11 protein-coding genes are annotated in these 11,950 nt (G+C 59.4%); 5 read left to right on the top strand and 6 right to left on the bottom strand.

Annotated elements, in window-relative coordinates:
- Window positions 1-31: 31 nt before the first annotated feature.
- Window positions 32-841 (bottom strand): SDR family NAD(P)-dependent oxidoreductase, encoded by an 810-nt coding sequence (locus tag DCO57_RS02225; RefSeq protein WP_116697191.1) that lies wholly within the window; start codon window positions 839-841, stop codon window positions 32-34.
- 98 nt (window positions 842-939) lie between these two features.
- Window positions 940-1,575, bottom strand: a complete 636-nt coding sequence (locus DCO57_RS02220; RefSeq protein ID WP_244287867.1) for a ChrR family anti-sigma-E factor — start codon at window positions 1,573-1,575, stop codon at window positions 940-942.
- A 334-nt stretch (window positions 1,576-1,909) separates the two neighbouring features.
- Here DCO57_RS02220 and DCO57_RS02215 point away from each other — a divergent pair, with 334 nt between their 5' ends.
- From DCO57_RS02215 to sseA, 5 genes are all read left to right on the top strand, one after another.
- Window positions 1,910-2,944, top strand: a complete 1,035-nt coding sequence (locus tag DCO57_RS02215) for a cysteine synthase A (RefSeq protein ID WP_116697189.1) — start codon at window positions 1,910-1,912, stop codon at window positions 2,942-2,944.
- A gap of 21 nt (window positions 2,945-2,965) precedes the next feature.
- On the top strand, window positions 2,966-4,480 hold the full coding sequence (gene cls, locus DCO57_RS02210; RefSeq protein WP_116697188.1) for a cardiolipin synthase: 1,515 nt from the start codon (window positions 2,966-2,968) through the stop codon (window positions 4,478-4,480).
- A 107-nt stretch (window positions 4,481-4,587) separates the two neighbouring features.
- On the top strand, window positions 4,588-5,304 hold the full coding sequence (locus tag DCO57_RS02205; RefSeq protein WP_116697354.1) for an alanyl-tRNA editing protein: 717 nt from the start codon (window positions 4,588-4,590) through the stop codon (window positions 5,302-5,304).
- A 103-nt stretch (window positions 5,305-5,407) separates the two neighbouring features.
- Window positions 5,408-5,881: a GFA family protein gene (locus DCO57_RS02200; protein ID WP_116697187.1), complete on the top strand. Its 474-nt coding sequence runs from the start codon at window positions 5,408-5,410 to the stop codon at window positions 5,879-5,881.
- Window positions 5,882-5,890: 9 nt separating this feature from the next.
- The gene (gene sseA / locus DCO57_RS02195) at window positions 5,891-6,736 is read left to right on the top strand and encodes a 3-mercaptopyruvate sulfurtransferase (RefSeq protein ID WP_116697186.1); all 846 of its coding nucleotides are present in this window, start codon (window positions 5,891-5,893) and stop codon (window positions 6,734-6,736) included.
- 11 nt (window positions 6,737-6,747) lie between these two features.
- On the opposite strand, the gene DCO57_RS02190 is transcribed toward sseA, so the two are convergent.
- The 4 genes from DCO57_RS02190 to DCO57_RS02175 all read right to left on the bottom strand — a co-directional run bounded on the left by DCO57_RS02190 (window position 6,748) and on the right by DCO57_RS02175 (window position 11,745).
- Window positions 6,748-8,088, bottom strand: coding sequence for a globin-coupled sensor protein (locus tag DCO57_RS02190; protein WP_116697185.1), 1,341 nt, complete (start codon window positions 8,086-8,088; stop codon window positions 6,748-6,750).
- Window positions 8,089-8,491: 403 nt separating this feature from the next.
- Window positions 8,492-9,295 carry an amino acid ABC transporter ATP-binding protein gene (locus DCO57_RS02185; RefSeq protein WP_116697184.1) on the bottom strand — a complete coding sequence of 268 codons (804 nt, stop codon included), beginning with the start codon at window positions 9,293-9,295 and terminating at the stop codon, window positions 8,492-8,494.
- 69 nt (window positions 9,296-9,364) lie between these two features.
- The gene (locus DCO57_RS02180; RefSeq protein WP_244287866.1) at window positions 9,365-10,501 is read right to left on the bottom strand and encodes an amino acid ABC transporter permease; all 1,137 of its coding nucleotides are present in this window, start codon (window positions 10,499-10,501) and stop codon (window positions 9,365-9,367) included.
- Between the two features lie 29 nt (window positions 10,502-10,530).
- Window positions 10,531-11,745 carry an amino acid ABC transporter permease gene (locus tag DCO57_RS02175; RefSeq protein WP_165814604.1) on the bottom strand — a complete coding sequence of 405 codons (1,215 nt, stop codon included), beginning with the start codon at window positions 11,743-11,745 and terminating at the stop codon, window positions 10,531-10,533.
- Window positions 11,746-11,950 lie beyond the last annotated feature (205 nt).

The following is an 11,950-nucleotide window of genomic DNA, read 5'->3' as shown; positions in this document are numbered from 1 at the left end:
GCGCGATTGACTGCCGAGCGCCTCTCCCCCCTCAGTCAGCCGGCCGCTTGCCGCTCCAGCCCGTGGCTCTGGCAATGAGCGGGAAATACAATCCGTACGGGAGACAACGCAGCGCTTTCAGCTGGCGGACAAATGTCGCGGGAAAGGCGATTTCGAATTTCCGGGGATGGGCAAGTCCCTTGCGGATCTGCTTTACAGCCTCTTCCACGGAAACCAGATGCGGCATGGGGAACGGATTGGAGCTGGTAGCCGGCGTATCGACAAACCCCGGACTGACAAGCTGAATGCGGATGCCCGCACCGTCCAGGTCGAACTTGAGTGATTCGGCAAGATTGGCGAGACCGGCCTTGGTGGCCCCATAAGCAGCGGACGTGGGCAGACCGCTGTATCCGGCCACCGATGAAACCACGGCAATCTGCCCCCTTCCCTTTGCCTTCATCGTGTCGATCGCGGGAAGAATCGTGTTGACCGTCCCCATCAGATTGACGTCAAAACTGCTGCGGTACTCAGCGGCCTTGCCGTTCAATCCGTCCTGAGGCAGATAGATCCCGGCGTTGGCGACTACGAGCGCCGGAGCACCCAACTGCCGGATGATCGCACCGCAAAGCTCCCCCATTGCACCCGTGTCCGTGACATCTCCGGGAAAGGCGTGAATGTCTCCCGCAAGCCCTTCGGACAAGCTGCTGATTTCCTGAAGCGCGTCCACGGAACGCGCCGTCGCGGCGACCCGCCAGCCATCGCGGGCCAGATCGAGCGCCAGCGCCCGACCGATGCCGGAACTGGCGCCCGTCACCCAGGCGCATCCGTCCTCGGGACACGCGACATAAAATCTTGAGAACACGTCAGTCACCTCGCTTTTGCCTCATACGCGGACACCGGGAAACCGGATCGCTTTCAAGGCACGCGATGGGGCAGCCTGAGCGGATCGCGCAGAAGGCTCTAACTGATAAACGGATCGAACCAGCGTCCGATCGGGCCAGTCAATTCCAGACGTCCTGCCGTGACCGCGAAACAGATGCAGTCCTCGCCCTTGTCGGCGATCGGCTTGTGATCCACATCGCCGTCGGCAAAGGCGATGTCGCCGGTGACAAAATGACCGTCGTCGTCGCTGAATCCCCCCTGCAGGACCAGCGTCAGTTCGGCACCATGATGGGTGTGTGAAGGCAATGCCCGTCCGCCACGCACCCAAAGCAGACTCGTATTGCAGCCGTCAATTTCGCCGAACCTGCATTCGCGCACACCCGGCAGGAGTCTCTTCCAGGCGACATCGTCCAGGGACGTTCCGATGATGGCCTGCAGAGAGCGCGGCAAAGCAGGGACCGGCGAAAGGGATTCCCGCGAGCCCGATCCCAGGTTGCCGACGAAGGGGTCTTCGGTGCTGAAAATCGCGCCGAGAGCCGTATCACGATCGCTCAGCGCAACCGGTTCGGCCGCCTCCAGATCCAGGCCGGCCAGCGTTTCGAGAGAAGATACATACCCCCTGTTCCGGCCACTGAGTTCCAGATGCGCTCCAACGAGCGCCTGTGCCGGATAGGACAATGAACCGGCCGCGTATCCGGCCAGCAATTCATCCATCCCAGTCACATTCGTTTCCATTATCGCTCTCATTCGGCTCCGGACACCCAGATTGCTACAAGACTAATACGTCAGGCAGCGAATTGCGGATCAACCCATACACCAAAATTGTTGATTTTTGAATTTTCGCCGGGGGGCTTAAAACCGCCAACAGCATGCGAAAACCGGGTCGGTTGACGGGAAAACAGACCTGAGGCCGGTCAGAATGCTGGCATTCCGGACCTGACGCCTTACATTGCGCCCTTGATCCACTTGGTCGGGACAATTAGCGTCCGGTCTCATCAGATTCCATCAGGCCGCACCGGTTTCGGCCAGATCATCCGGGATTGTAAAAATGTCTGTGTCTGCTTCCGTTGTCGATGCCATCGGCAACACGCCCCTAATTCGCCTCAAGGCCCTCTCCGAAGAAACAGGATGCGAAATCCTGGGCAAGGCGGAATTCATGAACCCGGGCCAGTCGGTCAAGGATCGCCCTGCCCGTCAGATGATCCTGGCGGCCGAGGCGCGCGGTGATCTCCGGCCGGGAGGCGTGATCGTCGAGGGGACCGCCGGCAATACCGGTATCGGACTGGCCCTTGTGGCCAGCGCCCGCGGCTACAGGACGGTCATCGTCATTCCGGAGACCCAGACCCAGGAGAAGAAGGACATGCTGCGCCTTTGTGGCGCGGAGCTTGTCGAGGTTCCGGCAAAACCGTTCAAGGACCCGAACAACTATCAGCATGTTGCCCGGCGCCTTGCGGAAGAGCTGGCGAAAACCGAACCCAACGGCGTCATCTTCGCCGACCAGTGGAACAATCTCGACAACAGCAAAGCCCACTATCTGACGACCGGACCGGAGATTCTGGCACAGACGGACGGCAAGGTGGATGGCTTCATCTGCGCCGTCGGCTCCGGCGGAACCATCGCCGGTGTTTCCAGGTTTCTTCAGGAAAACAGACCCGGTGTGGTGATCGGCTGCGCCGATCCCCGCGGCGCGGCCATGCAGTCGCTCTTCACCACCGGCGAAGCCGTGGCTTCCGAAGGCGGCTCCATCGCCGAGGGCATAGGCCTTGGGCGCAGCACGCCGATCGTCCGCGATGTGAAGGCCGATTATGCCTATACGATTTCAGACGAGGAGGCCTTGCCGCTCGTCTTCGATCTTGCAGAGCATGAAGGGCTTCTGCTGGGCGGTTCCTCCGCGATCAATCTTGCCGGCGCGCGCCGGCTTGCCCGGGACATCGGGCCCGGGAAGACCATCGTCACGATCCTGTGCGACCACGGCACCCGCTCCCAGTCCAAGCTTTACAATCCGGAGTTCCTGCGGTCCAAAAACCTGCCGGTTCCGGCGTGGCTGGAGCGGTCTGCTTCCATCCAGCCGCCTCTGGTGTGATGAAAACCGAACGGAGCCCACATGGATCCTGCTGATCACGTCCTCATACAGGGTGGAACGGCTGTAGAAACCGTTGTCAGAGACACGGTGCAGGACGTCGACCTCCTCGACGTCATGGCGCAAAACCTCGGCCTGGTCGCGGCCTTCGTCGCGATCATGTATGTCACCGCCTGTATCTGCGCGGTCCGTGAGGTGATGAATTCGCGCACCTCGCAGGGATCGGTCGCCTGGCTCTTGTCCCTGTTCTTCCTGCCCTATATCACCGTGCCGCTGTATTTCATCTTCGGCTGGCGCTCGTTTTCGGATTACTCAAGGATCCAGGCCACTCTGGGCCGCGCGGAACGAGCGCGTCGGGCGGACGAGCTCGGCCTCACGGACCATGAGGAAACCCGCGACTGGCCGGTCCTGTCTCGCGTGGCGGGTGTCCCCTTCCTGGCCGGCAACAAGGCCGAGCTGCTGATCGACGGAGACGCAACGTTCTCCGCCATCAAGGAGGCCATCGCAGCGGCGCGGAAGGTGGTTTTCTTCCAGTTCTTTGCCGTGCATGAGGATGCGCTTGGCCGGGAAATGGCCGACGCGCTGATCGCAAGTGCCCGAAAGGGCGTGCGCGTCTATTTCCTTTATGACGACGTCGGCAGCCACTCGCTGTCCCGTGCCTATCTCAATCGTTTGCGCGCCGCAGGCATCGACGTCTGCGGCTTCAATGAAAACCACAAATTCCTTCGCCTGCTGGGACCGATGCGGCTCAATTACCGCAATCACCGCAAATTGGTGATCACGGATTACCGCACGGCTTTCGTTGGCGGCCACAATGTTGCCGATCAGTATGTCGGCCGCAACAAGTGGTTCGGCCGGTGGCGCGACACCCATGTGAAGGTGGAAGGGCCGGCCGCTGTCGGTTGTGCGCTGTCCTTTGTCGAGGACTGGCTGTGGGCAAGCGGCGAACGGATCGAACTGCCACCGGTGACCGACCTGCCGATGCCCGGCGATGAATCCGTGCTGGTGATGCCCACCGGACCTGCCGACAAGCTGGAGGAATGTGCGATCGCCTTTGTCGAGGCGGCTGCCCGAGCGAAAAAACGCTTCTGGATCACGACCCCCTACCTCGTCCCGTCCCTGGATGTACAGACAGCCCTTTGCGCAGCCGCGATGCGCGGTGTCGACGTGCGTATTCTGCTGCCCGAAAAACGCGATCACTGGACGGTCTGGCTCGCCAGTCACGCCTACGAAGACACGCTGGTCCAGCGGGGCGTGAAGGTCTACCGCTATACGGACGGCTTTCTGCACCAGAAGGTCACGCTTCTGGATGACGACCTCGTATCGGTCGGTACGGTGAACTTCGACAACCGCTCCTTCCAGATCAACTTTGAACTGACCCTGTGGTTCACTCATGAACGCATGATCCGCAATGTGGAGGCCATGCTGGAGACCGATTTCAAGAGTGCCAGGCTCACCTGGCCGGACGCCTTCCAGTCCCGCAGTTATGTCTTTCGCGTGCTGGCCCAGGGCGCACGGCTTCTTTCCCCAATTCTCTAGACCCAGAACTTGCGTTGCCGGGCAGTACTCCCGGCGCGTCATGGGACGATTGCCAGAACCGCTTCGATCTGATCTTTTTCCGTATGAATGATCCAAAGGAGTTTCTCATGACGACACCGCTGTTTCGCGACGATGCCTATCTGCGGACCTGTGAAGCGGAAGTGGTGGGCGTGAACGAGCGTGGCGGGGTTCTGCTGGACAGAACAGTCTTCTATGCCACCGGCGGTGGCCAGCCCGGCGACAGCGGCTATCTGGAACTGGAAGACGGCAACCGGATCACGATCGCCACGGCAGTTTATGACGAAGACAAGCGGACTGTTGTCCATGTGCCGTCGGAGGGGCAGGCTCTGCCTGCACCGGGCATGAAGCTGACCGCCCATATCGACTGGGCGCGTCGTTACCGGATGATGCGCATGCACACCGCCCTGCATCTTCTTTCGGTAGCATTGCCCTTTCCGGTCACCGGTGGCCAGATCGGCGATCCGGAAGGGCGGCTCGACTTCGACATGGGGGAAGAAACCATCGACAAGGAGAAACTTCTCGAAAAGATCAACGGTCTTGCCGGCGGCGATCATGAGGTCACCACGGAATGGATCACGGACGAAGAACTCGACGCCAATCCGGGGCTCGTCAAGACCATGGCCGTCAAGCCGCCGCGCGGGTCCGGACGGGTCCGGCTGGTGCGTATCGGGGGTGACGTGGACCTGCAGCCCTGTGGCGGAACCCATGTTTCCAGAACGTCCGAAATCGGTGCACTTGCGCTGGGCAAGATCGAAAAGAAGGGCAAGCAGAACAGGCGTGTCCGTATTCGTCTGACGGATTAAAGCCTTTCCCCGGGGCGCATGCCATGCGGGAAACGCGCAGAATCGGACATGTCCGAGGAGCGGTCAGGGCTCGGCCGGATACAAAAGGAAGTGGCGGGGGGACATGAAACTTTCAGGAAGTTGCCGGTGTGGCGCCGTGAAATTCGAGATGGAGAGCCGGACTCCCTACCCCTACATGCGCTGCTACTGTACCGTCTGCAGGAAGACTGCGGGCAGCGCGGGATATGCCATCAACCTCATGGCAGCCGCTGACAGCCTCGTGATCGTGGAAGACGGCGCAACGGCGGTCTACAATGCCACTATCAACGGACAGACCAGCCCGGCGGAACGGCACTTCTGCGCCCGTTGCGGCAGCCACCTCTGGCTCCGGGATCCACGCTGGCCTGACCTGATCCATCCCCACGCCGGAGCGATCGATTCCCCCTTGCCAACGCCGCCAGAGACCGTCCATATCATGCTTGAGTTCAAGGCGGACTGGGTCGAGGTACCGGAAGGGCCCGGACATGTTCACTTTCAGCGCTATCCGGACAAGTCCATCGAAGACTGGCACAAGTCCTGGGAACTTTATGAAACCTGAGGAGACAGAATGACCGACCACCCGCTCGTAACCACCCAATGGCTGGCCGATCACCTGTCGTCTCCCGATCTGGCCGTGATCAATGCATGGATGCCGCCGGTAACGACACCCGATGCACGTCCGGTCTATCCGAATGCGCATATCCCCGGCGCCGTGTTTTTCGATGTCAACGAGATCTGCGACAAGGATACCGACCTGCCGCATATGCTCCCGGCTCCGCATGTTTTTTCCTCCGCCATGCGAAAACTCGGCATCGGTGACGGGCAGACTCTCGTGGTCTATGACGATTTCGGACTCTATTCCTCGGCACGCGTCTGGTGGACATTTCGCAGCATGAGAGTCGAGCGGGTCTATGTTCTCGATGGCGGTCTGCCGAAGTGGCAGGCCGAAGACCGGCCGGTGGAAGACACGAAACCGTTGCGCGTGCCCAGCCACTTTACCGCCCGTATCGACCATGGCGCGGTGGCGGACATCGACCATATACGCTCTGTCAGCAGCAACGGTTCCAGACAGATCCTCGATGCAAGATCGTCCGCCCGTTTCGCCGGCACCGCCCCGGAGCCACGGGCCGGGTTGCGCGCCGGTCACATACCGGGTTCGCTGAACCTGCCATTTACGGAACTTCTCAATGAAGATGGAACCTTCCGCCCGAAGGAAGACCTTGAGGCAGCTTTCGTGAAAGCCGGGATCGATCTGAAAAAGCCGATCACGACAACCTGCGGCTCCGGCGTTACCGCCGCCATCCTCACCCTGGCGCTCACCATTGTGGGCGTGCGCGATCTCGCGCTCTATGACGGCTCATGGGCGGAATGGGGCAGCCGGGACGATACGGATGTAGTGACCGGCCCGGCCTGACCCGCGGGCCTTCAGGAGCCGGTCTTGAGCGTGTCAAAAAAGGTCCGGATTTCAGATGAAATCGCATTGGCGCTATCGGTCATCCGGTTTGCGGCCGATAGGAAGTTCTCTGCAACCCGGCCGGTCGACTCGATCGCGCCGCCCACGCCACCGATATTTTCATCCAGAGTATCGGCGCCGGCAGCAACGGTCTGAACGCTCATCGAAATTTCCTGGGTTGCAGCGCCCTGTTCTTCCACGGCCGCCGCAATGGTCGCCGTCATTTCATCGAGGCGATTGACCACCTCGGAAATCGCCTGAATGGATGTAACCGCACCATCTGTCGACTGCTGGATTTCGTTGACCTGCTGACTGATGTCCTCTGTCGCCCTGGCCGTTTGCTCCGCTAGGGTCTTGACCTCGCTGGCAACGACGGCAAACCCTTTGCCGGCATCCCCGGCGCGGGCCGCCTCGATGGTGGCATTGAGGGCGAGCAGATTCGTCTGTTCGGCGATGGCCTGGATCAATCCGACCACATCACCGATCTTCTGGGCAGCGCCGGCCAGACTTGAAACCTGCTCGCTGGAGCGCTCCGTATTGTCGGCTGCTTCACTCGCTGTCCTGGAGGCATTCGAGATCTGCTTGGCGATTTCCTGGATGGAAATCGACAGTTCCTCCGCGGCCGATGCCACGGTCTGTACGCTTCCGCTGGAATCCTTGGAAACGGCCTCCGCAACCGAGACCTGTTCCTGCGCGGATTTGGAGACGTCCATCAACTGACCGGCTTCCGCGGCCATGGCGCGCGCATCCTCGTCCACGTCCAGCAGAGGCTGTTCGACCTGTGCCTCGAACCGTTCGATCAATCGATTGAGACGCTCGGTCTGTTCGGCACGTTCCTGCAGAAGTCTGTCCTGGTATGTGGAGATCGCCAGATCCATGTCCAGCAGAACGGCTGACGTGACATGATCGAGCGCCTGCCCCAGATCCCTGAACGACAGTCTGTACTTGCGAATGATAATGTTCTGGAGCCGGGTGAGCACATAGCTGTAACCGGCGATATACCAACGCGGCTCGAGACCGATGCGGCAGTGTACATGGCCGATTCTGTTGATGCTTTCCAGATAGGACTTATCAAAGCCGCCGGTGAACAACTTTTCCCAATGGGTCTTCTGTGCCGAGATGAGCTGCGGTGACCGGGCGCCAATCATTGATGCCAACTCAGGCTGCGTCATGACATGCGCATAGAACCCTTGCAGCAGACCGTCCAGAGCCGGCTCGACGATCGGCCAAAGCTCTCTGAGCGAGGCAATGGCCTGCTGATCAATCTGGATGAACGCCAATCGGGACTGAAAATCGATATCGCTGTCGTGCATGGTGACCTACCGTTTGAGACTTCTCCCTAACTCGCCCCCCAACATTCAACAAATCTTTAACGGCCACCTTCAAACCATCTATTTTTACGGATGTTTTAAAGCCCGCGCGAGAAAACGATCTGGTGCTTCTACCCATGCTGGCGAGACCGCTCAGCACCAGCTCCCGGCCTGCACGACAAGTTCGTCTCCTCAGGTACATACTCGCTCAACTGCGAGGGCAGTCTCGCCGGAACCGGTTCACCGCCAGATGGCAAGCATGAGGCTTCAAGCACCGCATGTGCCGCACTTCGAAAATACCAGAGAACCAAAAGAAAGGCCCTGGAGCATCTGCTCCAGGGCCCGGTACGCGGTGAAGAAGGAAAACCGATGCGACCTCTGTCCGCATCCTGTTTCCCAGCTACCGTCAGTGATGCAGGATCTGGCTGAGGAACAATTGTGTGCGCTCATGCTGCGGATTGGTGAAGAACTCTTCCGGTTCGTTCTCTTCAACGATCTGGCCCGCATCCATGAAGATGACCCGGTTCGCAACCTTGCGGGCAAAGCCCATTTCGTGAGTGACGCACAGCATGGTCATGCCCTCTTCCGCAAGGCCGACCATGACGTCGAGAACTTCCTTGATCATTTCCGGATCTAGCGCCGACGTGGGTTCGTCGAACAGCATGATCTTCGGGTTCATGCAGAGCGACCGGGCAATCGCCACACGCTGCTGCTGACCGCCGGAAAGCTGACCGGGGTATTTCGCTGCCTGCTCGGGGATCTTCACGCGCTCCAGATAGTGCATCGCGATTTCCTCGGCTTCCCGCTTGGGCATCTTGCGGACCCAGATCGGCGCCAGCGTGCAGTTTTCCAGAATGGTGAGATGCGGAAACAGGTTGAAATGCTGAAAACACATGCCGACTTCGCGCCGGATTTCATCGATCTTTTTCAGATCGTCCGTGAGTTCGATGCCATCCACGAGAATTTCGCCGGCCTGATGCTCTTCAAGCCGGTTTATACAGCGGATCATTGTGGACTTTCCGGACCCGGAAGGGCCGCAGATGACGATCCGTTCGCCGCGCATCACTTTCAGGTTGATGTCGCGCAGAACGTGAAAATCGCCGTACCACTTGTTCATGTTCTTGATTTCGATCGCCACATCCGTATCGGAAATCGTCATTTTCGAGCGGTCGGCTGCGAGTTCCTCGTCGCGAACTGCGTTGTTTGTCATGATGTCTACTCCAAGAGTGTCTCGGGGTCGGGGCGCAGCGCATGTTCGCGCGCCCCGAATACGGATTTGCTAGCGTTTGTGTCCGGTATGCAGCTTGTTCTCCATGAAAATGGAATAGCGCGACATGCCGAAGCAGAAGCACCAGAACACCATCGCCGCAAAGAGATAGCCTGTGTGGCCCGTGCTTGGCGTCGACCAGGTCGGATCCGTGAAGGAGGACTGGATCTGGCCGAGCAGATCGAACATGCCGACGATCAGCACCAGGGTCGTATCCTTGAACAGACCGATGAAGGTGTTGACGATGCCCGGGATGACAAGCTTCAGCGCTTGAGGCAGGACAATGAGATACATCATCGGCCAGAAGCGCAGCCCGAGAGCCATTGCGCCTTCATACTGTCCCTTCGGAATCGCCTGAAGCCCGCCGCGAACCACCTCCGCCATATAGGCGGCGGAGAACAGCGTCACACCAATGAGCACGCGCAGCAGCTTGTCGAAAGTGACCCCTTCGGGCAGGAACAGCGGCAGCATCACCGAAGACATGAACAGGACGGTGATCAGCGGCACCCCCCGCCAGAATTCGATGAAGATGATCGACACCATCCTGATGATCGGCATTTTCGACCTGCGCCCGAGCGCCAGGGCGATACCGAGCGGCAGAGACGCGACGATGCCTGTCACGGCGATCACCAGGGTCACCAGGAGCCCGCCCCAGACGGCCGTTTCCACGATCGGAAGCACAACCTTGTCCCCGATGACCAGGCCGGTCAGCAGGAAGTAGGCGACGATCGGAAAGACGATGAGGAACAGCAAGGCATTCAGACGCTTGAACGGGACGCCCGGGATTGCCAGAGGCACCAGAAGCATCAGGAACAGGGCGTAGACGATATTGACCCTGTACACTTCTTCACTCGGATACCGCCCGTAGATGAACTGCGGGAAGTAAGCCTTCACATAGGCCCAGCAGGCACCGCTGTGAGCCCCGTCCTTCGGCAGGCAGGCCTCCCGATTCTCGCCGGTCCAGACCGCGTCGATCAATGCGAACTGAATGAGCGGCTGGATCAGGGAATAGGCAATCAGGATGCCGATGATCGTCAGCACCGTGTTGCCGATGGACGAGAACAGGTTCTTCCGCATCCAGCCGATAATGCCGGTGGTCGAGAGGGGCGCCGCCAGGTGCGGCGCCTCTTCGGTTCTGATGTGGAACATTTTTGTGGTTGCCATGATTTAAGCGCTCCTTACCGTTCCACGAGCGCCATGCGCTGGTTGTACCAGTTCATGAATGCCGAAGTGATCAGACTGAGCGACAGATAGACCGCCATCCAGATTCCGATGATTTCAATCGCCTGACCGGTCTGGTTCAGAACCGTGCCGCCCATGGACACGAGATCCGGATAGGCAATGGCAACCGCCAGTGACGAGTTCTTCGTCAGGTTCAGATACTGGCTGGTCAGCGGCGGAATGATCACGCGCATTGCCTGCGGTATGATCACCAGACGCAGCGTCGGCCCGTTGCGCAGGCCGAGCGCGTGCGCCGCCTCGGTCTGCCCGTGATTGACCGCCTGGATCCCGGCTCGCACAATCTCGGCAATGAAGGAAGCGGTGTAGATCGACAGGGCAGCTGTCAGAGCCAGAAACTCGGGAATCACGTTGATCCCGACATTCAACTCAAAGCCCCGAAGCATAATGGGACCGGTTTCGACGAAGTTCGGATGCTCCAGGGTCATGGGCATTCCGGTAACCAGGTACGTTATGATCGGCACACCGACAATGAGCCCCATCGCGGTCCAGAACACCGGAAACTGTTGCCCCGTATCTTCCTGGCGTTTGCGCGCCCAACGGGCGACGAAGAAGGATGCGGCGATACCGATGATCACGGCATAACCGATCCACTCGGCGCCGGGTTCCCAGATAGGCTTCGGAAGCCGCAATCCGCCGATGTTCAGGTGCACCGTGTCGAAGATCGACCATTTGTCCCGTTTGCCCGGAATGGACCGCAGCACTGCGAAATACCAGAAGAAGATCTGAAGCAGCAGCGGGATGTTGCGTACCAGCTCGACATAGCAATAAGCGAGCCGGTTGATCACCCAGTTGTTGGACAATCGAGCAATACCGATAATGAATCCAAGTATCGTCGCGAAAAGGATGCCGATTGCCGCAACAAGCAGAGTGTTCAGAAAACCGACGTAAAGAGCCCGGCCGTAACTGGACGTTTCGGAATATTGGACCAACGACTGGTTGGTGCCGAAGCCGGCCGTATTTTCAAGAAAGCCCCAACCGGACGCAATATTCTGTCGTTCCAGGTTGGTGATCGTGTTCGAAACGATGACATATCCCAGAGCCACCACAACAACAACCAGTAACACCTGGTAAAAGATGCTGCGGACTTTGGGATCGTACAACAGCGAAGCACGCGCCGGCGCCCCCGCCGAGTCCTGCTCCATTACTGACATAGAACCTCGCCCAAGTTATACGGAAAGAGCCCGGCACGAAGCCTCTCCTCTTTCACGCCTGAACCTGTCTCTGCAGAGCGCATTGCGCTTTCCCCTGTCGGTCGAGACAGTCTGTCCCCCACGCGCGTATCGGTATGTTCCGAATTCTGATGCGTGGAATTAATTAGGGGCTCCGGCAGGTATGCGCCGCCGGAACCCCATCAAC

Origin of the sequence: Labrenzia sp. 011 (genome assembly GCF_003075075.1) — a bacterium.
Lineage (GTDB): Bacteria > Pseudomonadota > Alphaproteobacteria > Rhizobiales > Stappiaceae > Roseibium.
Note: the sequence above shows the minus strand (reverse complement) of the source record. Positions and strands in the feature narration are given on the sequence as shown.

What these genes read in the sequence shown, in the direction of transcription:
- DCO57_RS02205 (WP_116697354.1), top strand. Translation starts at nt 4,588, where the DNA reads ATGACGACACCGCTGTTTCGCGACGATGCCTATCTGCGGACCTGTGAA.
- sseA (WP_116697186.1), top strand. Translation starts at nt 5,891, where the DNA reads ATGACCGACCACCCGCTCGTAACCACCCAATGGCTGGCCGATCACCTG.
- DCO57_RS02215 (WP_116697189.1), top strand. Translation starts at nt 1,910, where the DNA reads ATGTCTGTGTCTGCTTCCGTTGTCGATGCCATCGGCAACACGCCCCTA.
- DCO57_RS02190 (WP_116697185.1), bottom strand. Translation starts at nt 8,088, where the DNA reads ATGCACGACAGCGATATCGATTTTCAGTCCCGATTGGCGTTCATCCAG.
- cls (WP_116697188.1), top strand. Translation starts at nt 2,966, where the DNA reads ATGGATCCTGCTGATCACGTCCTCATACAGGGTGGAACGGCTGTAGAA.
- DCO57_RS02180 (WP_244287866.1), bottom strand. Translation starts at nt 10,501, where the DNA reads ATGTTCCACATCAGAACCGAAGAGGCGCCGCACCTGGCGGCGCCCCTC.
- DCO57_RS02175 (WP_165814604.1), bottom strand. Translation starts at nt 11,745, where the DNA reads ATGTCAGTAATGGAGCAGGACTCGGCGGGGGCGCCGGCGCGTGCTTCG.
- DCO57_RS02185 (WP_116697184.1), bottom strand. Translation starts at nt 9,295, where the DNA reads ATGACAAACAACGCAGTTCGCGACGAGGAACTCGCAGCCGACCGCTCG.
- DCO57_RS02200 (WP_116697187.1), top strand. Translation starts at nt 5,408, where the DNA reads ATGAAACTTTCAGGAAGTTGCCGGTGTGGCGCCGTGAAATTCGAGATG.
- DCO57_RS02220 (WP_244287867.1), bottom strand. Translation starts at nt 1,575, where the DNA reads ATGGATGAATTGCTGGCCGGATACGCGGCCGGTTCATTGTCCTATCCG.